Below are 26,322 nucleotides of genomic sequence, written 5' to 3'. Positions count from 1 at the left end.
GGCCCCCCGCGGGTTTCCCCCCCGCCGCCCGCCGGGGGGGGGGGGTTCCCCCCCCCCCCCGCCCCCCGGGCGCGCGCGGGCGGGCGGGGCCCCGCCATTCGGAGACCAGGTCGACCACGGCGCCGTCGGCCAGGCCGAGCTCCCCGAGGTCGTCCGGGTTGACCAGCACCACGCGGCGGGCGTTCTCGATCCCGCGGTAGCGGTCCGAGAGCCCGTAGATCGTGGTGTTGTACTGGTCGTGGCTGCGCATCGTCTGCAGCAGCAGCCGGCCCGCGGGGACCTGCGGGTACTCCAGTTCCGACACCGTGAAGTTGCCCTTGCCGTTCGCGGTCCCGGTGAACTCGCGGGAGTCGCGCGGCGCGTGCGGCAACACGAAGCCGTCCGGCTCGCGGACGCGCCGGTTGTAGTCCTGGCAGCCCGGCACGACCCGCGAGATCCGGTCGCGGATCAGGTCGTAGTCGGCCTCGAACGTCCGCCACGGCACGGCGTGACCCGCCCCGAAGAGCTTTTCCGCGAGCCGGCAGACGATGGCGACCTCCGAGAGCAGGTGCTCGCTCGCCGGCTTCAGGCGTCCGCGCGAGGTGTGCACCTGCGACATCGAGTCCTCGACCGTGACGAACTGCTCACCGCCGGCTTGGACGTCGCGTTCGGTGCGGCCGAGCGTCGGCAGGATCAGCGCGGTGCGGCCGTGCACGACGTGCGAGCGGTTCAACTTCGTCGAGACGTGCACGGTCAGCGAGCACGAGCGCAGGGCCTTCTCGGTCAGTTCCGAGTCCGGCGTCGCGGAGGCGAAGTTGCCGCCGACGGCGAAGAACACCTTGCCGCGGCCGTCGCGCATCGCCCGGATCGCGTCGACGGTGTCGAAGCCGTGCTCGCGGGGGACCTCGATGCCGAACTCGGCGGAAAGGGCGTCCATGAAGGACTGCGGCATCTTCTCCCAGATGCCCATGGTCCGGTCGCCCTGGACGTTGGAGTGCCCGCGCACCGGGCACAGGCCCGCGCCCGGCTTGCCGATCATCCCGCGCATCAGGGCGAGGTTGGCGATCTCGGAGATCGTCGGCACCGCGTGCTTGTGCTGGGTGAGGCCCATCGCCCAGCAGTAGATGGTGCGCTCGGAGGAGGCGATCATCCGCGCGACGCGCTCGATCTGCGCGCGCGGGAGGCCGGTCGCGCGCTCGATCTCCGGCCAGTCGACCTCCTGGAGGTGCTTCGCGTAGCTGTCGAAGCCCTCGGTGACCCGGTCGACGAACTCGCGGTCGACGATCGCGCCGGGCGCCTCGGCCTCCCAGGCCAGCAGCAGGTGTCCGACGGCCTGGAACAGCGCCAGGTCGCCGCCGAGGCGGACCTGGGCGAACTCGTCGGCCAGCGGCGTGCCCTTGCCGACGACACCGCGGACGTTCTGCGGGTTCTTGAACCGCATCAGCCCGGCTTCGGGCAGCGGGTTGACGGCGATGATCTTCGCGCCGCGGCCCTTGGCCTCCTCCAGCGCCGAGAGCATCCGCGGGTGGTTCGTGCCCGGGTTCTGCCCGACGACGACGATGAGGTCGGCCCGGTGGATGTCGGCCAGGCTCACCGAGCCCTTGCCGATGCCGGTGGTGGCCGCCAGCGCCGCGCCCGAGGATTCGTGGCACATGTTGGAGCAGTCCGGCAGGTTGTTGGTGCCGAAGGAACGCACCAGCAGCTGGTAGAGGAACGCGGCCTCGTTGCTGGTGCGGCCGGAGGTGTAGAAGATCGCTTCGTCGGGGTCGGTCAGCGCCGTCAGCTCGCCCGCGACCAGCTCGAACGCCTCGTCCCACGAGATCGGCTCGTAGTGCGTCGCGCCGTCGCGCAGCACGAACGGCTCGGTGATCCGGCCCTGCTGGCCCAGCCAGTAGTCGGTCTTGGTTTCGAGCTCGCCGATCGGGTGCTTCGCGAAGAACTCGCGGTCCACCCGCCGTTTCGTGGCTTCCTCGGCGACGGCCTTCGCGCCGTTCTCACAGAACTCGGCCAGCTTGCGCTTCTCGCCGTCGACTTCGCGGGGCTCCGGCCACGCGCAGCCCGGGCAGTCGAAGCCTTCGCGCTGGTTCAGCAGCCGCAGCGCCTTGATCGTCCGGCCGGTGCCCATCTGCTCGACGCTGCGCGCGAGGGACACGGCGACGCCCGGGATGCCGGCCGCCCAGCCCTTCGGCTTGCCCACCTCGAGGCGGGATTCGTCCACGTCCTGCGCCGGCGCTTCACGGGTCATGCCTCCATCGTGCGCCTCGATGATCGCCGGCGCCACGAGGGTCACGCCTTTTCGGTGCGCAGCCCCCGGTCGGCGACGGTGACCACGAGCAGCAGCCCGCTGATGACGACCAGCGCGACGGCCAGTCGGTGCAGGCCCGCGGAGTCCGCGTGCGGGCCGTAGCACAGCGCGATGAGCGTCGAGGCCACGATCGCGCCGAGGTACTGGGCCGTGCGGAACAGGCCGCTCGCGGTGCCCATCTGCGCGGCGGGCGCCTCGCGGTAGAGCGTCGTCTGGTTCGCGACGCTGGTCAGGCCCTGGGCGAGGCCGAACAACGCGGCCAGGGCGAGCAGCGCACCGACCCACGTGCCGTCGTGGACGAGCAGCAGCAGGGCCGAGCCGCCGGCCAGCGCCACGGCGACGGTGACCAGCCGTGCCTTGATGCCGGACGCGCGCCCGGAGAACGCCGCCGCGCAGACAGCGGTGCCCGACATGGGCAGCAGCATCAGCCCGGCGGCCTCCTCCGACAGCTGCCGCGCGGTCTCCAGCCACTGGACGTACCCGAACATGATCGCGTAGATGGCCATGAAGCTCAGCGCCTGCCGCAGGTAGGTCCGCAGGATCGCGCGATTGGCCGCGAGCATCCGCAGGTCGAGGAAGGGCGTGTCACGCCGCAGTTCGACGAGGGTGAACGCGGTCCCGAAGGCGGCGACGACGGCGAGCAGCCAGACCTCGGCGCCGGGGTCCATCAGGAAGAACAGGAGCGCGAGCAGGGTCGCGGAGAACAGCGCGATGCCGAGCACGTCGATCCGGGTGGCGGTGCGCTCGCCGCGGTCGTCCTTCGGCACCCACAGCAGGGCCAGGACCAGCGACAGCCCGGCGAGCGGGATGTTCACCGCGAAGATCGCCGGCCAGCCGAAGAGGCCGATCAGCACGCCGCCCAGTGTCGGGCCGATCACCATCACCGTCTGGGCGGACATCGACAGCACCGACAGCACCCGCGCGGGCACACCTTGGCCGCTCGCTTCGGCGTGGTGCCGCAGTACGGCCATCGCGGCCGGGAACCCGGCACAGGTGCCCAGGCCCAGGACGACCCGCACGCCGGTCAGCCAGCCGACGGAGATCGGGATCATGCCCGCGATGCCGGCGACGATCACCAGGCTCGCGCCGCCGAGCAGGACGCGGCGGGCGCCGTGGCGGTCGACCAGCAGGCCGACCACCGGCTGCCCGACCGCGGTGGCCAGGTACAGCGCGGAAATGAGCCAGGCGGTCTGCCCGGGGCCGGCGCCGAAGCTCTGCCCGATCGGCACGAGCGCGACGGCGATGAGCGTGGAGTTGATGGGGTTGAGCACCGCGCCGGCCACCAGCGGGGTGACCAGGCGGGCGCCGAACTTGGCGGGAGCGGTGACGGTGCTCGTGAGGGACTCCTTCGGTGGTTCAGTGCTCGGCGACGCGCTGCAGCAGCGGCAGCACGCGGGTGACGGCGTCGAGCTCGGCGGGCGACAGCTCGTCCAGCAATGCCTGGGCCAGCCACTCGTCGCGGTGCTGCTGGATCCCGCGGACGGTGTCGCGGCCGGCGTCGGACAGGCTGATCACCACGCGCCGCCGGTCGGCCGGATCGGGCGTGCGCGCGAGGTAGCCGAGCTCGTCGAGGACACCGAGGGTGGCGGCCATCGACTGCTGCCGCACGTGCTCGGCGGCGGCCAGCTCACCTTGCGTGGCCGGGCCTTCGCGCAGGAGCCGGTTCAGCACGGCGGACTGCGAGGGCGTCAGGATCCCGGCGTTGTCGACCTGGCGCAGCCGCCGGTGCAGCTGCCCGACGACGCCGCGGATCCAGCCGGCGCTCTCGGCCACGTGCGGAGGTACTTCGCCCATGTACACAGTTTAACTGTGCAGTCCGGACTGTGTATATGGATGTGACGGATCTTTTGGACCGGGCAGCCGTCGATGGTGGGGACGCGGGGTACTTCGGGTCGTAGTCGTAGTCGTAGTAGCCGGGGGCGTCCTGGTCACCGGTCGGAGCCGCGGGCGACGGCGGGTTCGCGCTGGTCGGCGGCGAACAGGGCGAGGAAGCAGCACGATCGCCGTCGTGGTCACGGCGAGGACCAGCAGGAACGCGGCGAAGAGCCACCAGCGCCATCCATCAGGTCCGGGTGCGGGTTCTGGTCCACGTGCGTCCCCCTCGGTCGACGACTGAGCATCGACCGCGAGGGACGGGCGTTACCCGAAGTACGCGAACTCGTTGACGCCGATGCCCTGGATCTGGTGCACGATGATCGCCGCGGCGACCAGGCCGACCACGATGAGCAGGGCCAGCACGCCCGGCCAGCGGCTGTGCCCTGGCTGCTGGAACCCGCCCGACCGGCGCTCGCGCTTGCGGCGCTTCTTCAGGTCCTTCTTCGCGCCCAGCCAGGCGTCCCGTTGGGCGTGCTTCTGCCAGTCCGGGTTCATCAGGTCCGGGTGCGTCTCGAGGCGCCGGTCGTCCGGATCCTGCGGTTGCCGAGGCTCTGCCATCGTCAGAGTGCCTTCCCCCTGGGTGACCCGCCGTGACGGGTTCGTAGACTTGTCCATTGTGACCGAGAACGCTCCGCAGCAGACCACCGACCTTCCGGGTGCCTGGGACCCGGCCGCCGAGGAAGCACCGATGTACGACCGCTGGGTAGCGGCCGGGTACTTCACGGCCGACGCCTCGTCGGAGAAGCCGCCGTTCTCGATCGTACTGCCGCCCCCGAACGTCACCGGCAGCCTGCACATGGGCCACGCCCTGAACCACACCCTGATGGACGCGATGAGCCGCCGCCGTCGCATGCAGGGCTACGAGGTGCTGTGGCTGCCGGGCATGGACCACGCCGGCATCGCGACGCAGAACGTCGTCGAGCGGCAGCTGGCGGGCGAGGGCCGTTCGCGCCACGACCTGGGCCGCGAGAAGTTCGTCGAGCGCGTCTGGGAGTGGAAGGCCGAGTACGGCGGCAAGATCCTCGGCCAGATGAAGCGCCTGGGCGACGGCGTCGACTGGTCGCGTGAGCGCTTCACCATGGACGAGAACCTCTCGAAGGCCGTCCAGACGGTGTTCAAGAACTTCTTCGACGAGGGCCTGATCTACCGGGCCGAGCGGATCATCAACTGGTGCCCGCGCTGCCAGACGGCGCTGTCGGACATCGAGGTCGACCACAACGACGACGACGGCGAACTCGTGTCGATCCGCTACGGCGACGGCGACAACGCCATCGTGGTGGCCACCACCCGCGCCGAGACGATGCTGGGCGACACCGCGGTCGCCGTCCACCCGGACGACGAGCGGTACGCGCACCTGGTCGGCACCGAGGTCGAGCTGCCGCTGACCGGCCGCCGCATCCCGATCGTGGCCGACAAGCACGTCGACCCGGAGTTCGGCACCGGTGCGGTGAAGGTCACCCCGGCGCACGACCCGAACGACTTCGAGATCGGCCGCCGCCACGACCTGCCGATGCTGACGATCATGAACGAGCGCGCCGAGATCACCGCCCCGGGGCCGTTCGAGGGCCTCGACCGGTTCGAGGCGCGCCCGGCGGTCGTGGCCGCGCTGCGGGAAGCCGGCCGGATCGTCGCCGAGAAGCGCCCGTACGTGCACGCCGTCGGGCACTGCTCGCGGTGCGACACGGTGGTCGAGCCCCGGCTGTCGCTGCAGTGGTGGGTCAAGGTCGAGGAGCTGGCCAAACTGGCCGGCGACGCGGTCCGGGACGGCCGCACCAAGATCCACCCGCCGGAGCTGGGCAAGCGCTACTTCGACTGGGTCGACAACATGCACGACTGGACGATCTCGCGCCAGCTGTGGTGGGGCCACCGCATCCCGGTGTACTACGGCCCGGACGGTGAAGTGGTGTGCGTCGGCCCGGACGAGCAGCCGCCGTCGGGGGAGGGCTGGACGCAGGACCCGGACGTGCTGGACACGTGGTTCTCGTCGGGCCTGTGGCCGATGTCGACGCTGGGCTGGCCGTCGTCTTCGGAGGATTTGGCCAAGTTCTACCCGACCAGCGTCCTGTCGACCGGCTACGACATCCTGTTCTTCTGGGTCGTCCGGATGATGATGTTCGGCGTGCACCAGATGGACGGCAAGCAGCCGTTCGACCACGTGTACCTGCACGGGCTGATCCGCGACGCGAACGGCAAGAAGATGTCGAAGTCGCGCGGCAACGTGATCGACCCGCTGGAGTGGATGGACGCGTACGGCGCGGACGCGACCCGCTTCACCCTGGCCCGCGGCGCCAACCCGGGCGCGGACATGGCGCTGGCCGACGAGTGGGCGGCGGGTTCCCGCAACTTCTGCACGAAGCTGTGGAACGCGACGAAGTTCGCGATGATGAACGGGGCTTCGGTCGCCGCCCCGCTGCCTCCTGCTTCCGATTTGACGGAGGCGGACCGCTGGATCCTCGGCCGCCTCGGCGCGCTGGTGTCCGAAGTGGACGGCCTGTTCGAGGACTTCCAGTTCGCGAAGGTGGCGGGCGCGCTCTACCAGTTCACCTGGAACGAGCTGTGCGACTGGTACCTGGAGCTGGCGAAGGTCCAGTTGTACCAAGGGGATTCCGCACGCGTCTCCGCGACCCGGTCGGTGCTGGGGCACGTGCTGGACACGGTGCTGCGGTTGCTGCACCCGTTCATCCCGTTCATCACCGAGAAGCTCTGGACGGCCCTGACTGGCGGCGAGTCCTTGGTGGTCGCCTCCTGGCCGGCTCCTTTCGAGGGCTACGCGGACTCTTCGGCCGACGCGCGCATCGCGGACGTCCAGAAGCTGGTGACGGAGATCCGCCGCTTCCGCGCGGACCAGGGCTTGAAGCCGGGCCAGAAGGTGGCGGCCCGCCTGCCGGGTTACTCCGGCGGTCACGAATCGGCGATCCGTTCCCTCGTCCGGCTGACCGACCCCGCGGAGGACTTCGCGGCGAGCGCATCGCTCGAGGTGGCCCTGGCGGACGGCGTGGTGACGGTGGAGCTGGACCTGTCGGGCACGGTCGACGTGGCCGCGGAGCGCAAGCGTCTCCAGAAGGACCTCGCGGCGGCGGAGAAGGAGCTGTCGCAGACCGAGGCGAAGCTCGGCAACGAAGCATTCATCGCGAAGGCCCCGGAGCACGTGGTGGAGAAGATCAAGACCCGCAAGGCCACGGCGGCGGCGGACATCGACCGCATCACCGCCCGGCTGGCGGCTCTCCCGGCTTCCTGAGGTTGTGGACGCGGGCCCGGCACTCTCCCACGGAGTGCCGGGCTTTGTCGTACCCCTCCCGTAGCGTGGAAATCGGGGGCTGCTCAGAAGCCCGCGGAATCGATTCGAGACTGCGCCGACAAGGGGAAGCCTGGTCTTTCCGGTCGGACATACTCGCTGCGGGCGGGCTGAATACCGGTCCCTCGGCCGCCCTGAACCGGCAGCAAGAGCTGAGGATGTCCAGCTGGTCGCCTCCGGCCGCCGACTTGAGGGGAACCGGATGAGGGCGAAGCCGGGGCGTCCGGAGCCGAGCCCGATGCCGACGGGGCGGTCGGCGAGCCGGTGCTTTCGGTGGCCCTGACTGCTCAGCCGGCCGCCGTCTCCCGTGCGGCTTCGATCAGCGCCACCAGTTCGGGGGTCAGTCGCCGGTCGGCGCCGGTTGCCAGGTACGTCTGCATCCGCGGTGAGGGGTTTCGAAGCGGCCGGAACACCACGCCCGGCACCGGCAGCAGGTTCGCGTGCGCGCGGTAGAACACCGTCCAGTGTGGACGGCCGAATCCCAGTGTCCCCAACGTGTCCTGCGCTGTCGTGAAGTCCGCCCCCAGCACCGGCTCGAAACCCGCCTCCCGGCAGGAGGACATCACCAAGTCGTACAACGGCTGATTGCGCGAAGGCGGGCTCAGCCGCACTGGAAGCGAAGCCAGCGAAGCGAACTCGACCACCGAAGAAGAAGCCAGCGGATGAGACGCAGGGAGCGCCACGAGGACCTCGTCCATCCACAGCGGAGTGAGGTCCAGCCCCGGAGAAGGCCAGGCGCCTCGCACGATGGTCGCATCCAGGGAACCGTCCCGAACCCGTTGCAACCGCTGAAGAGTCGGCGCGTGGAGCAGCTCCAACGAAGCCGAAGGTGCCAAGCGGGCGAACGCCCCCAGCACCTTGTCCAGCCGATCGCCCAGACCCTCGCTCGTCCCCAGCCGGACCAAAGCCCCGGACGGCCGGAACTCCGCAACCGAGTCCACCGCCCGGTCCGCGGCCGCCAGTACCGCCCGCGCCTGCGGCAGGAACCGCTGCCCGGCCTCCGTCAACGACACGCTGCGCGTCGTGCGCGAGAGCAGCGTCACCTCCAGCTCCCGCTCCAACCGCCGGATCTGCTGGCTCACCGCGGGTTGGACGATGTGCAGCCGCTCGGCCGCGCGGCCGAAGTGCAGCTCCTCCGCCACCGTCACGAAGTACCGCAGCTGACGCAGCTCCACGCCGCCCCCATTCATCAGGCTTCGTGATCAGTGTAGGAGTGGACTGCTCATCGAAAACCCGAGCCCCGAAGGCTTCCATGAACGGCATGCCCTACTTGGACGTCAACGGAACCCGCCTCCACTACGAGGACGCCGGCGCCGGCCCCGCGCTGCTGCTCCTGCACGGCTGGGGGACCAGCGGCCGCGTCTGGTACTCGTGCCTGCCCGATCTCGTGCGCGACCACCGCGTCGTCACCCTCGACTGGCGCGGGTGCGGCCGCTCGGACCACCCTGCCGACGGCAACACCATCGACGGCGTCACGGCCGATCTGGTGAAGACCATCGAGGCGCTGAAGATCAAACCCACTGTCGTCGGGTCGAGCATCGGCGGCGTCTTCGCCACCGAGCTGGCTCTCGCGCGGCCGGACCTGGTCGAGCGGGTCGTCGCGGTCGACAGCCCCGGGTACTGGCCGAGCACCGGCATGCGCGACCAGGTCGAAGACCTGCGCGGACAGCTCGTCGACGATCGGGCCGGCACGGTGGCGGGCTGGGTGCCGGGCTGGTTCGCCCCCGGCGCCGCGCGCGAGCTCGTCGACTGGACCGTCCGCCAGCTGCTCGACTCCGGTGCCTACATCGACGAGCTGTTCACCGAGTGCACCACCTACGACCCGCGGCCCCGGCTCAAGGACCTCGCCGTCCCGATCACCTACCTGCACGGCGAACTGGACGCGCAGATCCCGCTCGAAGTGCCGCGCACCTGCGCCGCGGAGACGCCCGGCGCCCGCGTGCACGTGCTCGCCGGCTGCGGGCACGTGCCGCACCAGGAAAACCCGCGCGCGTTCACCGCCGCCCTCCGCGAAATCGCCTGAAGGGACGACCATGCCGAAAGTGACGCTCGGAGACACCGTCGTCCACTACGACCGGACCGGCGACGGCCCCGCGCTGCTCCTGCTGCACGGCACCGCCGCGTCCCGCGAACAGTGGGGCCCGCTCACCGCGCAGGCGAACGGGTTCACCGTCCTCGCTCCCGACTTCCCCGGCTCCGGCCTGACCACCGACGACGGCGGCCCGATCACCGCCGAGACCCTCGCTGCCCAGGCCGAAGCCGTCTTGGACGACGCCGGAATCGGGCGAGCCCACGTCGTCGGGCACTCGCTCGGCGGGGTGGTGGCGGCCCACCTGGCCGGTACCCGCCCGGACCGCGTCCGGTCGGCGGTCCTGCACGCTGCCTGGCCCGCGACGGACGTCCGGCAGGACGCCGAGTTCCGCTACTGGTTGGACCTGCTCGAAACGGGGACGTTCGCCCGGATGCTCCCGCTGATGGCGTTCGGGCCGCGCTACTGGGAGCAGGCCACCGCCGAGAGCAACGAACAGCTCGTCAAGACCCTGGAAACGGTGATCCAGCCAGGCGCGGACCGGCAGATCGAGGCCGATCGCGCGGTCGACCTGCGGCCCGTGCTCGGCCGGATCTCCGCGCCGGTGCTGGTGCTCGGCAGCGCGCACGACCGGATCGTCACGGCGGACCAGCAGCGGGAGCTGGTCGCCGCGATCCCGGACGCGCGCGCCGCCGAGATCGACGCGGGGCACGGCGCCCCGGCCGAGCTGCCGGACGAGTTCGCCCGGCTGGTGCTGGACTTCGTCAGCGCAGCGCCTTGAGCACCACGGCCGCCACGCCGGCCATCCCGGCTTGGAACGGGTGGTAGGCGGCCGCCGCGAGGATGTTCTGGTCCTTGCCGTTGATCCACGCCGAGCCGCCGCGCGCGCAGGCGTCGTGGCCGCGTGACGGGCCGAAGGTGTCGACGTACTCCGCGGCGCCGTCCGCGGCCGCGTCCGCGAGGGCCGCGTTGAGATCGCTCTCGACGCGGTTCAACCAGGCGTAGTCGCCTTCGGCGAAGGGGAGGATGGCCGGGCAGGAGCCGCTCTCCGGCGCGATCCGCGGGTAGCCCACGACGATCACCCGCGCTCCGGGCGAGCGCTGGTGGATCGCGGCGAGGACGGCCTCGATCCGCGGCTGGACGGCGGTGACGGCCATCTGCACGGTGTCGACACCGTTGACGGTGAAGTGCTTTTCGCAGGGATTGCCGGTCGGGGCGCCCGCGCGCAGCCCCGGGCACGTCGCGAGAACCCGGCCGAAGAGGTCGAAGTCGTTGCCCCCGATACCGACGGTGACCAGGTCGGTGTCGAGGCGCAACGCATCCAGCTGGGGAGCGTTCGTGCCGTTGAACGACACCTTCTGCGGCTCGGTCATCGAGCCGGTGACGGCACCGGCGCAGCTGACGTCGGTGAACACGCCGGGCTTCAGCGCGGCCGCCACGACCGACGGGTAGTTCGCCGTCGACCGCCCGCAGCCGAGCGGGTCGGACCGTTGCATCGGGATGAACGGCCCGGAGGTGTAGGAATCACCCAGGGCGACGTAGTGGTGGATCCCCGCCGCCGATGCGGGGGCCGCGGTGGTGAGCAGGACGGCTGCCGAAGAGACGGCGACGAGCAGCCGGGTGATGCGCATGAAGACCCCGTTCTCGCTGGTGGAAACGCTGCCTCCACTTGTAGCGAGCCCGGCCGCCGACGGGGATGAACTTCACCCGCCAGTCGGGTCACCGTCGCCCTGTTCACGGTAAGTGATCAAGGTGCGCCAGAAGAGCAGCGGCCGGACCGTGCTCCCGGGCAGCAGCCGGGCCGTCTCGCGGCGCAGCTCGGCGATCGTGGGGAACCGGAACAGCGTGGGTGCCTGCGGGCCGGCCTCCCCGCCACCGTTGAGCTGCTCGCCCGCATGCACGACCAGCCGCGCCAGCGCGTTGAGCGGCACGGCCGCCAGCTCCCGCGCCCAGTCCACCGGGCTGCTCGGCCGGGCCGGGGTCAGCACCACGAGCACCCCGCCCGGCACCAGCGCGCGGCGCAGCTTGACGACCGTTTCGAACGGCATGTGGTGCAGCGACGCCAGGCACGAGATGTAGTCGTAGTGGGCCTCGGGCAGGGCGTCGGTGGTGACGTCGGCCTGCCGGTAGACGATCTCGCCGGGTCCCGGCGACCCCAGCCCGGCCGCCGCCTCGACCATCGCCGCCGAGACGTCGACCGCCTCCACGGCCATGCCGGTCGCGGCCAGCCGCCGCGCGAACCGGCCGGTGCCGCACCCGACGTCCAGCGCGATCCCCGGGCCGGGCGGCAGCAGGTCCAGCAGCAGCGGGTGGTAGTGGTCGTTGTGGTTGAACGGCATGCGTCGAGAGTGCCACCAGCCACGCACGTAGACTCGGAACGCAAGTGCGAAACCCCAGGCCGGAGGAGATTCAGTGCCGCAGGATGAGACAGGTCGCAGGCCGGACCTGTCGGATCTGGACAGTTTCGCGGGTGTCGACGAGCTGGGTGCCCAGGGGTACGAGGACTCGGACGACCACGACCCGGAGCTGGACGCGCGGGACACCGCGTTCGACGTGGGCGGCGGCTCGCGCGGCGGGATCGGCGGTGTCGGCCAGCTCGGCGACAACCTCGCCACCGGTCCGGTGCCCGACCTCACCGTGCCCGAGGACGCCGAGCTGCACGAGCTCGACGACCAGGGCGAACCCGAGGTGTACGGCAGCCCGGACGGCCCCGAAGCGCGGCGCGAGCTGATGGCCGTCGAGGCCGAGCTGAACCAGCGCTGGCCGGAGACGAAGATCGAGCCGTCGCTGACCCGCATTTCGGCGCTGACGCAGCTGCTGGGCGAGCCGAACCGCGGCTACCCGGTGCTGCACGTGGCCGGCACGAACGGCAAGGGCTCCACGGCCCGGATGATCGACGCCCTGCTGACCCGGATGGGCCTGCGCGTCGGCCGCTACACCAGCCCGCACCTGCAGCTGGTCACCGAACGGATCGCGCTCGACGGCCGGCCGATCTCCGCCGCGCGCTACGCCGAGCTGTGGAACGACATCGCGCCGTACGTGTCCATGGTGGACGGTGCGTCCGCGGACGGCGTCGCGATGAGCAAGTTCGAGATCCTCACCGGGATGGCGTTCGCCGCGTTCGCCGACGCCCCGGTGGAGGCCGCGGTGCTCGAAGCGGGCCTGGGCGGCGCCTGGGACGCCACGAACGTCGCGGACGCCGACGTCGCCGTCATCACCCCGATCGGCCTCGACCACGTCGAGTACCTCGGCCCGGACATCCTCGGCGCGGCGCGCGAAAAGGCGGGCATCATCAAGCCCGGCTCGGTCGCGGTGATCGGCGAGCAGGACCCCGAGGTGCTGAAGGTGCTGCTGGAGCGCGCCGTCGAGGTCGACGCCGCGGTCGCCCGCGCGGGCAGCGAGTTCGGCGTGCTGGAGAAGGAGATCGCCGTCGGCGGGCAGCTGCTGAAGCTGCAGGGCCTCGGCGGCGTGTACGACGAGATCTTCCTCCCGCTGCACGGCGCCCACCAGGCCGCGAACGCCGCACTGGCGCTGGCCGCGGTCGAGGCGTTCTTCGGCGCGGGCAAGGACAGGCAGCTGGTGGTCGAGGCGGTGCGCGAAGCGTTCGCCGAGGTCGAGACACCGGGACGGCTCGAGCGCGTCCGCGCGGCGCCCACGGTCCTGCTCGACGCGGCGCACAACCCGCACGGCGCCCGGGCCCTCGCGACGACGGTGTCCGAGGAGTTCGCCTTCCGCCGCCTGGTCGCGGTGGTCGGCGTGATGGCCGAAAAGGACGCCCACGGCATCCTCGACGCGCTGGAGCCGGTGGTGTCGGACATCGTCGTGACGCGCAACTCCTCGCCACGTTCGATGCCGCTGGAGGAGCTGAACGAGCTGGCGATCTCGGTGTTCGGCGAAGACCGCGTCGTCGCCGAGACGGACCTGGAGACGGCGATCGAGACGGCGATCGCGCTGGTGGAGACCAACGACGACCCCGAGGAGCCCCTGGCGGGCGGCGGCGTGCTGGTCACGGGCTCGGTGGTCACGGCGGGCGAGGCGCGCACGCTGTTCGGGAAGGAGCCGGCGTGACGTCGCCTTCGCCCTCGCCGGAGACGCCCAAGCCGAAGGACCCGATGAAGGGCTTCCGCGGCGTGATGTCCGGGACGCTGATCATGGAGGCGATCACGGTCGCCCTGGCCCTGCCGGTGGTGAACAAGCTCGGCGGCGGGATCTCGACGGGCACCGGCTGGACGGTCATCGCGGTGGCCGTCCTGCTGGTCGTGACGTGCGGGTTCGTCAAGCGCCCGTGGGCCGTGCCGCTGATCCTCGGCCTGCAGGTGGTGCTCATCGCGCTGGTGTTCTGGCTGCTGGCCATCGCGGTGCTGGGCGTGATCTTCCTGGCGGTGTGGTTGTGGCTGCTGTGGCTGCGGCGGGACGTCGCCCGCCGCATGGCGGCCGGGACGTTGGCGAGTCAGCAGCCCCAGCCCTGACTTCTCACGGGTGCGGGTCCGCTTGGCAGGCGCGCACCTCGGTGGTGAGGGCGTCGAGCGCGTCGAGGGCGTCGGCCGGAACGTCGAGGCGGTAGATCCGGTGCGGGCCCGACCGGGCCACCGCCAGCAGCCGGGCGTCGAGCAGCACCCGCAGGTGCCGTGACACCGTGGACTGCGGCAGCCCCAGTGCCTCCTGGACCTCGCCGACCGTGGCGGACCCGCCCCGGTCGAGGAACACGCCGATGATCCGGACCCGGGTCGCTTCGCCGAGCGCCCGCAGCACGGGCAGTGCGGTGGTGAGCGCGTCCTGGATCACGCGCTCACCCGCTCCAGCAGCTCTTCGAGCTCGCCGGTCGGGAGTCCGTGGCGCCGGCCCAGGTCCGCCCAGTCACGCAGCATGCGCACGGTCTGCGCGCCGTGTCCGCCGAAGTGACCGCGCAGGTAGCGCTGGACGTCGAAGGGTGCCAGCCGGGGCAGCACGGTCAGGGCCGCGCGCACGGCGTGCGGACGGACCGGACGCGGGCTCGGACCGCCGAACCCGGCCGCGACCGCGTTCCGTGCCTGGGTCGCGGCGAGCGCGAGGCTCCGCGAGTTCCGGCGAGCCGCCGCGATGTCGAAGTCCGCGGCGTGCAGCCCGGCCACGATGGGCATCGTCGCGGCCGCGGACCCCAGCGGAGCCGCGAGCGGTGCGGATCGCGACCACTTCCCGTCGCCGAACAGGGACCGCAGGGGCGCCGCCGCGGGACCGGCGATCGTGAACCGGACCCGCCCGGGCGGCCACCACCACGTCGGATCGGTGCCGCCGGCGAAGAACTCGGGCACCACCAGGCCCCACGGCCGGTCACCCGCCAGCTCGCGAAGCAGCTCGACCTCAGACGGCGCTTGCGTGACCGCGGCGACGATCGGCGACTGCTCGAGCAGCTCGGCGAGGCCTGGTGAGGCGGGCGAGGCCGTGCTGATCACCACGTCCCAGCCCGATACCCGTTCGCCGGCCGTCACCAGGTCGACCGTCCGCTGCTCGACGGGACGGGTGGGGCGCAGCCGGCGGGTCCGGACGAGCCGGGACTCCGCCGTCCGCTCGCGCACCGCGAACCCGACCTGGTGGCTCTCGGCCGACGACGTCGCCAGCACCCGGGCCACCGGGCCCTGACCCACCACGAGAACACGCATGCGCGCACTATATCCGCATATCCGGATATAGTGCTAGGACCGCCCTCGGAGGTAGTCGCCGTGCTCGATGTCGTCGAGCAGGGTCGGCCGGGTGGGCGACCAGCCGAGCAACTCCCGCGTGAAAGTGCTGGAAACGGGCGCGTCGAAGCCGTAGACCGAGGCCATGAACGGGCTCGCGTAGTGCCCGGCGGCCTCGTCCGGTGTCAGCGAAACCGCGGGCAGGTCCAGGCCGCGCCCGATCGTCTCGGCGACGCTCCGGAACGGGACGTTCTCGGCGGTCCCGTGCAGCACAGTGCCGGCCGGAGCGGCTTCCAGGGCCAGGCGGAACAGGACCGCCGCGTCGAGCCGGTGGACCGCGGGCCAGCGGTTGCCGCCGTCGCCGACGTAGGCCGACTTCCCGGTCTTGCGGGCGGTGGCGACGAGCATGCCGATGAAGCCGTGGTCCGCGGGGCCGTGGACGGTGGGCGCGAGCCGGACGACGCTCGCGCGCACGCCCTGCTCGGCGAACGCCAGGCAGGCCCGCTCGCCCGCGATCCGGAAGGGCGCGATCCCGGCCGGGTCGGGCTCGTCCCGCTCGGTGCTCACCCGCCCGGCGGGCATGACCAGGGTGCCGGACGTGCTGACGAACGGCTTGCCCGAGCCGGCCAACGCCCGGCCGAGCGTCTCGATCGCGGTCCGGTCGCGCCGCATCATGTCGTCGGGGTCGGTGAAGTCGCCGCCGAAGGCCATGTGCAGGACGCCGTCGGCGGCTTCGGCGCCGTTGTGCAGGCTGCCGAGGTCGTCGAGCGAGCCGGGGTGCGGAGTGGCGCCGAGCGATTCCAGCCGGGCGGCCGCCCGGTCCGAACGGGCGAGGCCGGTGACGGCGTGGCCGGCCGCGACCAGTTCGGCGACGACGGCGGGGCCGGTCAGGCCGGAACCGCCGGTGACGAAGACGTGCATGGACGCGCTCCCGAGGTAGTGACAGTGACTGACGCTACCGACCCTACCGCGTAGCGTCAGTCACTGACGCTACGGGTAAGCTGACGACGTGCCACGCAGCGGAGAAGAAGCGCGCCGCCGCCTCCAGCAGGCGGCCTTGCAGTTGTACGAACAGCGTGGTTTCGACCGGACCACGACGGCCGAGATCGCCGCCAGGGCCGGCGTCACCGAGCGCACGTTCTTCCGGCACTTCCCGGACAAGCGCGAAGTGCTGTTCGACGGCGAAGCCACCCTGCGCGCGGACCTGACCCGGTCGGTGGCCGACGCGCCCGAGGGCCTGCCGCCGCTCGAAGTCCTGATCCGCGCCTTCCGCAAGGCCGGGAGCCGCCTGGAGGAGAACCGGCCGTTCGCCGAGCCGCGGCTGGCGGTCATCGCCGCGACCCCGGCGCTGCGGGAGCGCGACCTGGCCAAGGCCGCGGCGATGGCCGACGCCCTGGCGGCGGCACTGCGCGAACGCGGAGTCGGCGACCGGCTCGCCGCGCTGGCCGCCCACGTCGGCTGGGTCACCTTCCACCACGCGGCCGGAGCCTGGATCCGGGAATCCGAGCGCAGCCTGGACGAGCACCTCGACGAGGCCTTCGCCGATCTGCGTGCGCTGTCGGCGGAGGCGAGCGGCTGAGCGCCCGCCTCCGCCGAGGCGACGTTCCTGTGGTGTCAAGCCGCGCGAGCGGCTGATGTGAGTGGGTTCTCGAGTTGGCGGGCAGCGCAGCGCTTGAGGCAGCGTTTGATCTCCCGGTCGGTTTGCCCTTCTGCTTCCAGCCCGCGGATGCGGCGAGCCAGGGGCGCAGCGTGGCGAGCAGGTGTCGGCCGGCTCCGGCCGGACCGGTCACGCCCGCTGCCGTCCCCGCCGGCCCATCACCGCCAGACCGGCTTGACCACTCTCACACTCAGCGCAGCACGACGATCCGCAGCGCGGGGGAGCGCAGGATGTCGGCTTCGCAGAACCGGCCCTTCACCCACTCACCCCGGCTGTAGAGCTTCGTCTGGTCACTGAAGTACGGCGACGCCGGATTGGCCGACTGCGAATACGTCAGCAACGTCGAGGTGTCCGGGCATCCGTGCCCGCTGAACCCCACCACCTGGATGAAGCTGGACCCGTGTGCGACCTCGGTGTTGCCCCGTGCCGGGTCCCACACCGGCGTCATCACGTTGAGGACCCCGAGGAAGCCCTGGGCGCCGTGGATCGGGATGCGCTCGCCGTTGCGTGTGACCGCTTGGCCGTCGCGCAGCCGGGCGTCCGGTGCCAGTCCCGCCGCGTGCAGCTCCGCGAGCGCGTCCCCGAACGCCTTCTGGACGTCGGCGTTCCCGACGTTGAGCGTGTTCGGCGTCGTCACGGGCGCCTTCGGGTCGAACGGCACGGTGAACCGGGACAGCCCGCCGAGCCGGGTGGCGAACCGCTGGAACAGCAGTGAACCCCGGCTGTCGAGCGAATACGTGTGGTCCCAGTTCGCCAGCGCGGTGCACGCCGGGCCGACCGGGACCGGGCCGGACGACGACGGGGCCTGCCCGCCCGGGAACGACGCGCACAGCTTCGCCAGGTCTGCCGCCGCCAGGTCGGCGAACTGGCTGTGGTCGGTGAAGAGCATCTTCTTCATCGAGTCCGTGGTGAACTTGCTCGCCTCGGCCGTGACCAGCGCTTCGCGGGTGCGCGGGGAGCGTTCGGTGTCCTGATCGCTGACGATCCGCGGGAAACCGGTGAGCGGAGCCCGGGCGTTCGCCAGCCAGGCGCTGTCGTTGGCGTTCAGCTCGTAGTCCCGCCGCTGCTGCTGCGGCAGCCGCGACGGCGCGAAGATCCCCGGCTCCAGCGCGCCCGGGTCCGAACCCCACTGACAGGACGATCGTGAACCGTCCAAAATGGCCAGTCCGTCGCCGGCGAGTGTCTCCCGCCCGGCCGGTGTGCTGCAGCTGCGGGCCAGTTCGTCGGTGACGTGCGGGACGACCTGGATGTCGGCGTAGAGCGCGTTGCCCGCTCGGTCGGTGGCGATCGTGTTCACCCACGGCACGCCCTGCGTGCTGCTGAGCGCGCGGACGACGTCGGCCGTGCTGCGCGCCTGGTCGAGTTCGAACCACGTGTTCAACCCGCGCAGGTTGGTCGCGTTGGCGTCGCGCAGTGCGTACGCCGACTTCGCCGTCCACGGCACCGGGAACCCGCCGACGTCGTTCAGCACCGGGCCGTACCGCGTCGACCAGAAGGTCTGGCGGACCGGCTTCAGCGTCGCGTCGGCTTGGCGCACCTGGACCGTGACCTCGCGGGAGGTCATCCTCTCGGCTTTGCCGTCGACCACGTACGTCGTCGGGTCACCGGCCGCCAGCGGCACCTCGAACAGGCCGAACGTGACCGGTGTGGACACCGTGTGCGTCCAGGCCGCGTCCGCGGTGTGCCCGATCATCACGAACGGCATGCCGAGCAGGCTCGCCCCGGCCACGTCGACCCGGCCGGGAATGGTGAGCTGGCTCTGCCAGAACCGCCGCCCGTCGTGCCACGGGTAGTGCGGGTTGCCGAGCAGCACGCTGCCCTTGCCCGCCGCGGTTCCTTCGGCGCCGATCGCGATGCCGTTGCTGCCGAGCCCGCCCTTGCCGAGCCCGTCACGCAGGCTCGCCGACAGCTGCGCGGCCGTGCCCGGGCTCGCGGTCGCCGTGCCGGACGGCGGCGCCGCGAACAGCCCTTCGGTGACGAAGCCCAGGCCTCCCGTGACGGCGATCGAGTAGAAGTGGCGGTAGAAGTCCTGTTCGCTGATCGGCCGGACCCAGTCCGCGCCGCGGCAGGCCGGATCGGTGATCCCGGACCGGCCGGTGCGGGCCAGGAAGGCGTTGAACCCCTTGACATAGCCGGAAACGATCTGCCGGACCTCCGGCCGCGGCCCCTGCGGCGCGGGCTGCGCGACCAGCCTGTCGACCACGCCGGAGTCGTTGAGCTGCTGGAAGAACAGGTCGCTGTGCAGGTTGTTCTTCGCCTCGGACAGCGATGGATAGCCCTCGCCGTCCGGGCCGAAGTACCGCGACCGCTGCGCGCTCACCGTGACGTAGATCTTCGCGAGCTCGCAGACGTTGTCGGTCGCCGCCGCGTAACCGTATCCGTAGCCCAGGCCCGCGAAGTCCTTGGCGACGATGTGCGGGATGCCGTGTTCGGTGTAGCGCAGGACGGCTTTCGCGCTGTCTTCCCCGGCTGTTGCGACGCCGGTGCTGAGTGTGGTGACCGAGAGCGCAGCCGCGAAAATGGCCAGCGCTTTCCGGATGTGCGTCATTCGTACCCCCTTGTCGTGATCACCACGCTACCGACGGCGATCGCCGCGGGGTATGGGGGAAAACCCCAATGTTCGTTCACCCGCACGCAAGCCGGTGTTGGCCGCGGCGGGATAGAAACCGCGCATGACCGAACCGACCTGCCACTCCCGCCGCACGCTCCTCAAGGCCGGGCTGACCGGCGCCTCCGCGGTCGCCGCCGGCCTCGTCGTGCCGCCCACGGCCTTCGCCGCGGTCCCGCTCGTCCGCCGCGACCGGCCGGTGCTCACCCACGGCGTCCAGTCCGGCGACGTCACGCCGGGCTCCGCGATCGTCTGGTCGCGCGCGGACCGGCCGTCACGCCTGGTCGTCGAGATCGCGCGGGACCCGTCGTTCCGGCACGCCCGGCGCGTGCCCGGCCCGCTGGTGGGCCCCGGCAGCGGCGGCACCGGCCGCGTGCGCGTCGCGGCGCTGGCGCCCGGCACCGAGTACCACTACCGCGTCACCGCCGAAGCCCTGGACGGGCGCGCCACGAGCGAGCCGCTGACCGGCCGGTTCGCCACCGCGCCGATGGGCCGCCGCGACGCGCGGATCCTGTGGTCGGGCGACGTCGTCGGCCAGAACTGGGGGATCAACCCGGGCCTGGGCGGGATGACGATCTTTTCCGCGATGGCCGCCCGCTGCCCGGACCTGTTCCTGCACAGCGGCGACACGGTGTACTCCGACGGCCCACTCACCGAGACCGTCACCCTCCCCGGCGGCCGGACCTGGCGCAACGTCGTCACCCCGGAGAAGTCGAAGGTCGCCGAGACCCTCGACGAATTCCGCGGCCAGCACGCCTACAACCGGCTCGACGACAACTTCAAGCGCTTCGCCGCGCAGGTGCCCGCCTATGTCCAGTGGGATGACCACCAAGTGCGTCAACTAACAACAGCATATCAGCGGCTACCAGGGAAGACGCTTCCGAAGCGAGGGACCGCCCGAACGCCGATCGTGAGAAGGCTGCCGCACGTCGCTATCTGAGGCAGGTCGACGAGACGTACGAAGAGGTCACCCACTAGTGGGTTCCCGTCCAACGCTCAGCATGGCGGCTTGTCATCCCCACCAATCGGCTTACGCTGGCACGCTGGAAACGCGCCTGCGAGCTGAGGAGGAGAGCGATGCCATGCGGCGTTCTACGATGCCAGCGGGCACCCGCTGAGATCATCAACCTTGGTCCGCCGGACGGCCCACTGGTTGAAGCAGTCGTCTGCTCAGAACATAAGGCGGCCATGGACGCGGGGGAGCCATGGCTCGTGACCAGCGGCGGACTAACTCCCAGCGACACCGGCGCGCCCGACATGATCCTCATGGGCGCCGATCTGGCTGCGCGTGGACTCTTGACGGTGACAAAACTGGGGATGATTGGCGACTCCTCGTACTCGCCGACCTTCGGAGGCCACCTGCGGCGGCTGGTTGTTGAAACGAAGGTGTTCGGCGGCAATCAGGAGGAGAAGCTCGAACTGCTCTTGACCTCGGAGAACGTGCAGCGTCTCCGCAAACTTCTGGACTGGTGGACGCCGCCCGGTACGTCGGAACCCGACGCCTAAGTCCGCGTCCCAAATAAGACCGCCGGACCACTAGGTGGGTCAACCGACAACACCATTATCCTCACACAGAGCGAGTATCCATCTTGTGTTGCTGCCGTTGGTCGGAGAAGTCTCGTAACGGAAGCAGTCTCAGTGCTCGTCGCGCTCGAACTCACATGCATTCCGTCAGTCATGTACGTGCCCACGTCAAATAAGGGTACGCAGTTTTTCCCTTATCATTTCAATGTGCGCCATGAGGACGGCCGGTTCCACTGCGCGACGCTCGAAGTCGACCTTCTCTGGGCCGTCGTTGGCAAGGATAACGCCGTGGGGTGCAACGGGATGGCTTCGTCTAATCAAGGTAATTGTTGTGGAGTCTGGAGGGACCGTAGTGCTGTGGAAGTCAAATTCAGTCAGACTGTAAAAGGTGCCCGCGTCCTGCACTGTCGGAGTTACGTCCAGAACCTTGCCGAATTCTCCAGTTTCCGTCAGGTGGGACGATCCGTGCTGAACCTTCACTTCTGACAGGTACACGCGCCGCCCTGTTGTGGAGCCCATCTCAACGTTGTAAACGGTGTTGGTCAACGACCCGGATATAATGAAGCTTTCGAGTCGCCAAGGATGCCGATGTATCGAAAAATTGTCGCCTTGACCTTCATTCGAATGGTGAGGCCACACATGGATGGCATGCCGCATTTGGTCGGTATCTTCGCCCAGTTCGACTCTGAAGAAACCAAAAGGATGCCAGTATGCCGAGAGTTCATCGCGTTGCACGTCGGCCAGTAGTTGGGACAAAAGGTTCGCCGTAGTGCTTCGGTCGCCGAGGAACATGCGTGCATCAGGTGTCTTCATACTAGCCACCTTAATGCTCTCTGCCTTGATATACTAGAAGTTAGGGCAGTGAGAATAGTATGCCGTTCCCGATGTAACTCTCGCGGATTCCGTGCTAGCCACCCCGTGATGTTCATCTCTATATCAAAGGTCTGCGCGCATCGCTCAAAAGTAAATCCATACATTTCGGAATACCTTTCGACGCTGTCGCGATCTTTCGTTTTTAACAATGCTTCCAAGGTGTCCGCTTCAAACTTGCGAAGTGACCTGTTGTGCAAGAGTAGGTTTGAGGCGCGAGCTCCAGAGTCAATTTCTAGCCAGATTCGAACGTCGCCGTCGCGTCTGGGCGCGATCCAGGGAAGTGTCCAGGAGTCAAGGACTACGCGTTCCTTTATGGCCGCAATCTTCAAAAGGAGACGATCCGTCATTGAATCGGCTAGGTTTCCGCGTCTCAGGTGTTGGGTGGCGCAACGCTCGTGTAGCCAGTCGATGTCGCAACGTCCCAATGTGTGGGCGAGAATTTTCGAGCCTGACACATAGCTCAGCCCGAGGTTCTCGCTCAAGAATCGCCCATATGTCGTCTTGCAGGATGCAGATGGACCAGCTAGGTAGATCCTCATGGGACGTCTCTGCTCAGCTTCCTGGTTAGATCCAAGTGTCGGCAGCAAGGTAACCTCTCCCTTCTGATGCCCGTGCTGGGCGCATGATGGAAGGTGGCGTACACATGCTAGACCTCCTTCGGTCAGTTCAAGCTCGTCGAGTGCTGATTTGGGTTACTTTGCTGGCCGGCTTGCTGGCGCTGATGTGCGGGGTATGGGCCAATAAGATGATCAGTAAGGAGTGGGGTCTGACCTGGCTCGTCACCCTGCAGCAGATAACTTCAGGCGCAATCGGTGCGGTGCTGACCGCGGCGTTTCTAACGTTTTTGACTAGATATCTTCTTCGGATAGAGACGAAGATTGACGAAGTCACTCCCATGACTGCGCGAGACGGTCATGATCGAATAGTAAGATCGATGCGTGAATCGAAGTCATGGAGGCATGACGGTCAGCTTGGTCGATGGGTGCGGAAGTCGGTCATATCAGAATTCCGAAGTAGGTCTAAGGAGGATGGCGCGAAGAGGACGATCGCAGTAGTAATTCTCGATCCGGATAACGCTTCTCTTTTGCAAGAGTTTGTCGAGTATCATGCGATTTCTCGTGGTTTGCCTTCGACTTCTGGGTTAGCGCGAGACCTGCAATCTGAGGTATTAAGTACTATTCTATGGGCAGGTGTCGCTCAGCAAAATTACTTGGCCATTAATGTGGAAGTTTGGTTGCGACGGAACGTTTGCTTTGTTCGGACTGACATTGGTGATCGGATCGCTTTCGATACTCTTCCTGGTCCGCATACCCCGGTAATAGCGATGAATGCAGACGAGCGCGATTGTGATTACTACATTGCCGCAGATCGCAAATTTGAGGCCGCCAAGTCAATTTCTAAGAAAGTTGACCTTGGGGCCACGGTACTTAGTGATCCACCTGACCTTCAGCAGGCAAAGGAGTTTTTCCTGGCCAATTACATTGCGTGTGCGGCCGATCTGGCACTCATTGAAGAGGCGCTCGCGCGACCTGGTCCAAATGGCGATACTAAGTACTAGTGCCATATCAGCTTGAGTATTTAATCTGCGGAAACGGGGGTATACACATGCGATTGGAGAACCACCACGTGCGTCAACTAACAACAGCATAACTTGGGCTCTACCTGCGCGAACCCCCGAGCGCGCAGTATCTCGCTCTCAGGCCGTGTCCACCATCGCGGTATGATCCCTTGGCGTCGGACGTTGCCTACCGCCAAGACGTACGCGTTGAACTCCCACCGTACTTATCTCGATTGCTACTACCCGTGCTTGCCAGGTATCGTTCCCTGATGACGAGGCAGCCGGATCACCATAAGACGCTCAGTGAGTTCGTTCTTCGTGCGCGTCGCATCCAGGCCCACTCGCTCGTGGCTGACTGGGAAAAGCTTATTGAGCACGCCAGCGGGTCATTCACGGCGCGAATGGATGTGACCGGAGCTGTGACCTTCGTGCGCCAGCTTCCGCCTGACGAGGAGGTCTTTGAGTCGCTCGCGGCCAGAGTGCGTCCACTGACGATCACATCTGAACCCATACACCACGAAAAAGTCATCATCGCGCTCAAATATGTCATCGAACAGTCGGGCATTGTGAACGAACAGCAGCAGAGGGAACTCGATGCGTTGGCTAGGGCCTGGGAGGCTGTAGAGCTGCAAGGTGTCGAGTCGCAGGCGTACTCCATGCAGCTCATGCGGCCGGACGGATCGGACGCCAGTCCGCTGGTGTCTGATACGCAACTGGCGGCCGCATGGCTTTACGCTGACCTAGTTCACGCTGACCCCAGAGGTCCGAAACAACAAGCTATGCAGTTCCCGCTTCGGGAACGGTATGCGGCGGCTGTCCGATACTTTTCCAATGTGGCAGCTTTGGCTGTCAGTACCTTGCGATTTGTCGAAGAGCTCCGCGACGCCGGGGTGATCACCATCGATGGCCAGCCGTGGGAGCAAGATGTCAGCATCGGTGTTGCTGAACTTCGCGAGGAGGTTAGGCTGCTGGTCGCTCCCGTCGGTACTGCCATGCCAGATCTTCGTCAGATGGAAATCGGGCTCGGTGAGGAGTGGCAGCCGCTTACCCTGACCGACCTCCTGCGCCATACGCCGACTAACCACGTAGAAGTGGTTCTCGCGGATGCAGACGGATCAGTCCTAGCCACCTACGCTGCCGCTGTGGCCCATCGTCACACTGAGGGCAACGTCATGCGGTGGGATGTCCTGGTGGCTGGTTGCGTCATGTTCAAATTCAGCTTTGAGGTCGAAGAGAGCAGAATCCGCCCCATCAACGTTGAGCTCCTGAATTTTGACTCAACGAACCAGCTTATGATGGCGGATGCAATCCTGCAGCTTCAGATGCATCACGCGACGACAATGCAGTTTAATGTCCACGGTCAAACCTTTGTAAGTATTAAGCCGTTCACTCTTGCGGATGAACAACTCGCGCAAACTCAGGTTAGCGCTGAGGTGTTAAGTGACATCATTGCGATTGAGGCGAAGCTGGGCGAGCAGTTTGCGCCATGTCATCAGTCATACGACGACGGTGACCGGGTTGAACTCCGGTGTCTGCGACTCATGTACGAAGGCGAGATAGTGCGAAGTTATCGCAATATCAAGCCGGCCACTGTGCCCTCAAGTACGCCGCCTCAGGTCATCGTCATCGCCCCGCGTACGTTCACCATCGGCGGCACCGAGATACCAGCGCCTCAAGTTTTTCTTCGTCACCCAGAGATGACCTTTCGTGAACTTGAGCTAGTTCCGTCGGTTGGTCCCGAGGCGCGCAAATTTGAGGTCGCCCCGCCGACTGGCGAGCGGTTCTTTGCCTGGAGTCCTCACTTTCGTCGTGACCGTCACGGAGACTTTTGCGGAGGTCGCCAGTTGGGACCTGACCGGCTTGGACGAAAATACATTCCCGTTCTAGTATTTCGCCCGGTGCAGGGTTTAGGTGTAGAGCCATCCGCGGATCGCCGCAACGTCATCGTACGGGCCTTACGCAACTGTCGACTAATGGAGACGTGATTGGTCGATGGTTGCGGTGATCATCCGCATTGAATCGGATTCGCTGGCCGCTTTTGCCTGTATTGCTTTTGCTGTCGACAGGTGGCGGCCGGCGCTTTTCGGCTCTGCGTCGTAGACGACTCCGTGGAGGTTCTGGTGAACGATCGTAGTCGCTCCTGTTCTGGTTGATTCGTAAATCGAGAACGGTGGTACGAGGTTGGTAGAGGCGTCACCGCGAATCACGCGTACCTTGATATGTGGAAGCTCGCTGACTTTCTGTAGATAGCGAAGTTGGTCGAGCATCACCTGTGGGGTACCTCCAACGCTTCGCAAGGCGGGTTCGCCTAGGAAGAAGGTGAAAATTCCCGAGGGGCAACCGTTGACAATATTCGGGCGCGCCGCGCAGGCGAGCGAGTGGCGACTCGCCTCATCTTCGCTGAGAAGGCTATTGTTCAGTATTGCCTGAGTGTAATCAGCGGTTTGGAGCCGGTTGGGCACAAGTGCGGGAGCCCATTCGAAGATCCTGGTTGCGGTCATCTCGTAGTGCCAGAGCAACGGATAAGCAATATCCGAAACTGGTTCGATGAGCGTCGGCCCGTCAATCTGACGGAAAATCTCAATAATCCCTTGGTATTCGGCCTTCTTGACGTGGAGGCAGCCAAGCAGGCGTGCGACGTCCTCAAGCTTAGGGGCGCGCACGCCGAGTTCCCATGCGGACAGTACGGCAGGGTGAATACCCACTCGGTAAGCGAGAACTCGCAATGAGATCCTTCTCGCCATCCGTGTGCGGCGGAGTGCAATGCCAAGCGCGAATACACCCGGCCAACCGGGCTTCGTGGAGGCGGCTCCCGCTTTCAGCTTAGTCAAATTTGCTCCCATTAACGCCACCGCTTAGGCAGCGGTCGTGAAGATTGAAATCGCGGCCAAAAGGCGTTTACAACGCGCTGCGCGGCCGCTAGGTCCTCATCTGTCATTGGTTCGCCGGCCTTGCGTCCTCT

General features: G+C 67.9%; 22 protein-coding genes and 1 pseudogene. 10 read left to right on the top strand and 13 right to left on the bottom strand.

Translation table 11 applies throughout. From position 1 onward, the window contains the following. From ACFVYA_RS24580 to ACFVYA_RS24565, 4 genes are all read right to left on the bottom strand, one after another. Positions 1-2,224 (bottom strand): FdhF/YdeP family oxidoreductase (locus tag ACFVYA_RS24580; protein WP_387048204.1); only part of this gene is annotated, 2,224 nt, incomplete at its 3' end. Positions 2,225-2,265: 41 nt separating this feature from the next. Beyond that, positions 2,266-3,567, bottom strand: a complete 1,302-nt coding sequence (locus ACFVYA_RS24575) for an MFS transporter (RefSeq protein ID WP_387048202.1) — start codon at positions 3,565-3,567, stop codon at positions 2,266-2,268. Between the two features lie 73 nt (positions 3,568-3,640). After that, positions 3,641-4,078 (bottom strand): MarR family winged helix-turn-helix transcriptional regulator, encoded by a 438-nt coding sequence (locus tag ACFVYA_RS24570; protein ID WP_387048200.1) that lies wholly within the window; start codon positions 4,076-4,078, stop codon positions 3,641-3,643. 345 nt (positions 4,079-4,423) lie between these two features. After that, a complete protein-coding gene (locus ACFVYA_RS24565; RefSeq protein ID WP_285985172.1) occupies positions 4,424-4,717 on the bottom strand; it encodes a hypothetical protein in 294 nt (97 codons plus the stop codon). A 58-nt stretch (positions 4,718-4,775) separates the two neighbouring features. Between ACFVYA_RS24565 and ACFVYA_RS24560 the strand changes: the two genes are divergently transcribed. Next, positions 4,776-7,397 (top strand): valine--tRNA ligase, encoded by a 2,622-nt coding sequence (locus tag ACFVYA_RS24560; RefSeq protein WP_387048199.1) that lies wholly within the window; start codon positions 4,776-4,778, stop codon positions 7,395-7,397. Between the two features lie 344 nt (positions 7,398-7,741). Here ACFVYA_RS24560 and ACFVYA_RS24555 read toward each other — a convergent pair whose 3' ends face one another. After that, complete coding sequence (locus ACFVYA_RS24555; protein ID WP_387048197.1) at positions 7,742-8,629, bottom strand: LysR family transcriptional regulator; 888 nt, start codon at positions 8,627-8,629, stop codon at positions 7,742-7,744. Between the two features lie 86 nt (positions 8,630-8,715). Here ACFVYA_RS24555 and ACFVYA_RS24550 point away from each other — a divergent pair, with 86 nt between their 5' ends. Both ACFVYA_RS24550 and ACFVYA_RS24545 read left to right on the top strand, forming a co-directional pair. Next, positions 8,716-9,477, top strand: coding sequence for an alpha/beta fold hydrolase (locus tag ACFVYA_RS24550; RefSeq protein ID WP_387048196.1), 762 nt, complete (start codon positions 8,716-8,718; stop codon positions 9,475-9,477). A 10-nt stretch (positions 9,478-9,487) separates the two neighbouring features. Next, a complete protein-coding gene (locus ACFVYA_RS24545; RefSeq protein ID WP_387048194.1) occupies positions 9,488-10,264 on the top strand; it encodes an alpha/beta fold hydrolase in 777 nt (258 codons plus the stop codon). Here ACFVYA_RS24545 and ACFVYA_RS24540 read toward each other — a convergent pair. Beyond that, positions 10,248-11,114, bottom strand: a complete 867-nt coding sequence (locus ACFVYA_RS24540) for an SGNH/GDSL hydrolase family protein (RefSeq protein WP_387048193.1) — start codon at positions 11,112-11,114, stop codon at positions 10,248-10,250. The two genes, ACFVYA_RS24545 and ACFVYA_RS24540, sit on opposite strands and share 17 nt — an antisense overlap. Before the next feature lie 72 nt (positions 11,115-11,186). Then, positions 11,187-11,822, bottom strand: coding sequence for a class I SAM-dependent methyltransferase (locus ACFVYA_RS24535; RefSeq protein ID WP_387048191.1), 636 nt, complete (start codon positions 11,820-11,822; stop codon positions 11,187-11,189). 73 nt (positions 11,823-11,895) lie between these two features. On the opposite strand from ACFVYA_RS24535, the gene ACFVYA_RS24530 reads away from it, so the two are divergent. After that, complete coding sequence (locus ACFVYA_RS24530; protein WP_285985165.1) at positions 11,896-13,551, top strand: folylpolyglutamate synthase/dihydrofolate synthase family protein; 1,656 nt, start codon at positions 11,896-11,898, stop codon at positions 13,549-13,551. 44 nt (positions 13,552-13,595) lie between these two features. Then, on the top strand, positions 13,596-13,952 hold the full coding sequence (locus ACFVYA_RS24525; RefSeq protein WP_387048210.1) for a DUF4233 domain-containing protein: 357 nt from the start codon (positions 13,596-13,598) through the stop codon (positions 13,950-13,952). A 4-nt stretch (positions 13,953-13,956) separates the two neighbouring features. Here the strand turns inward: ACFVYA_RS24525 and ACFVYA_RS24520 are convergent, their stop codons facing one another. Genes ACFVYA_RS24520 through ACFVYA_RS24510 form a run of 3 tightly spaced genes read right to left on the bottom strand, consistent with a single transcriptional unit; the run spans position 13,957 to position 16,061 of the window. Beyond that, positions 13,957-14,268, bottom strand: coding sequence for a helix-turn-helix transcriptional regulator (locus ACFVYA_RS24520; protein WP_285985164.1), 312 nt, complete (start codon positions 14,266-14,268; stop codon positions 13,957-13,959). After that, a complete protein-coding gene (locus tag ACFVYA_RS24515) occupies positions 14,265-15,122 on the bottom strand; it encodes a hypothetical protein (protein WP_387048189.1) in 858 nt (285 codons plus the stop codon). Before ACFVYA_RS24515 ends, ACFVYA_RS24520 begins: the two co-directional genes overlap by 4 nt. Positions 15,123-15,155: 33 nt before the next feature. Continuing rightward, positions 15,156-16,061: an SDR family oxidoreductase gene (locus ACFVYA_RS24510; RefSeq protein WP_387048188.1), complete on the bottom strand. Its 906-nt coding sequence runs from the start codon at positions 16,059-16,061 to the stop codon at positions 15,156-15,158. An 88-nt stretch (positions 16,062-16,149) separates the two neighbouring features. On the opposite strand from ACFVYA_RS24510, the gene ACFVYA_RS24505 reads away from it, so the two are divergent. Beyond that, positions 16,150-16,719 (top strand): TetR family transcriptional regulator, encoded by a 570-nt coding sequence (locus ACFVYA_RS24505; protein ID WP_387048186.1) that lies wholly within the window; start codon positions 16,150-16,152, stop codon positions 16,717-16,719. A 268-nt stretch (positions 16,720-16,987) separates the two neighbouring features. Here the strand turns inward: ACFVYA_RS24505 and ACFVYA_RS24500 are convergent, their stop codons facing one another. Beyond that, complete coding sequence (locus ACFVYA_RS24500; protein ID WP_387048184.1) at positions 16,988-19,345, bottom strand: penicillin acylase family protein; 2,358 nt, start codon at positions 19,343-19,345, stop codon at positions 16,988-16,990. A 124-nt stretch (positions 19,346-19,469) separates the two neighbouring features. Here ACFVYA_RS24500 and ACFVYA_RS24495 point away from each other — a divergent pair. Both ACFVYA_RS24495 and ACFVYA_RS24490 read left to right on the top strand, forming a co-directional pair. Beyond that, positions 19,470-20,240, top strand: a pseudogene (locus ACFVYA_RS24495) (alkaline phosphatase D family protein); the annotation flags it as partial. A 377-nt stretch (positions 20,241-20,617) separates the two neighbouring features. Next, positions 20,618-20,911, top strand: coding sequence for a hypothetical protein (locus ACFVYA_RS24490; protein ID WP_387048182.1), 294 nt, complete (start codon positions 20,618-20,620; stop codon positions 20,909-20,911). A 186-nt stretch (positions 20,912-21,097) separates the two neighbouring features. On the opposite strand, the gene ACFVYA_RS24485 is transcribed toward ACFVYA_RS24490, so the two are convergent. Then, positions 21,098-21,742, bottom strand: coding sequence for a hypothetical protein (locus ACFVYA_RS24485; RefSeq protein ID WP_387048180.1), 645 nt, complete (start codon positions 21,740-21,742; stop codon positions 21,098-21,100). A gap of 739 nt (positions 21,743-22,481) precedes the next feature. On the opposite strand from ACFVYA_RS24485, the gene ACFVYA_RS24480 reads away from it, so the two are divergent. Both ACFVYA_RS24480 and ACFVYA_RS24475 read left to right on the top strand, forming a co-directional pair. Further along, positions 22,482-23,360, top strand: a complete 879-nt coding sequence (locus tag ACFVYA_RS24480; RefSeq protein WP_387048178.1) for a hypothetical protein — start codon at positions 22,482-22,484, stop codon at positions 23,358-23,360. Positions 23,361-23,629: 269 nt separating this feature from the next. Next, positions 23,630-25,345: a hypothetical protein gene (locus ACFVYA_RS24475; protein WP_387048176.1), complete on the top strand. Its 1,716-nt coding sequence runs from the start codon at positions 23,630-23,632 to the stop codon at positions 25,343-25,345. On the opposite strand, the gene ACFVYA_RS24470 is transcribed toward ACFVYA_RS24475, so the two are convergent. After that, positions 25,331-26,191: a helix-turn-helix domain-containing protein gene (locus tag ACFVYA_RS24470; protein ID WP_387048174.1), complete on the bottom strand. Its 861-nt coding sequence runs from the start codon at positions 26,189-26,191 to the stop codon at positions 25,331-25,333. The genes ACFVYA_RS24475 and ACFVYA_RS24470 overlap by 15 nt on opposite strands. Between the last annotated feature and the right edge of the window lie 131 nt (positions 26,192-26,322).

Source organism: Amycolatopsis sp. NPDC058278, assembly GCF_042881395.1.
Classification (GTDB): domain Bacteria; phylum Actinomycetota; class Actinomycetes; order Mycobacteriales; family Pseudonocardiaceae; genus Amycolatopsis.
This window is presented reverse-complemented; position numbering and strand designations above follow the sequence as displayed.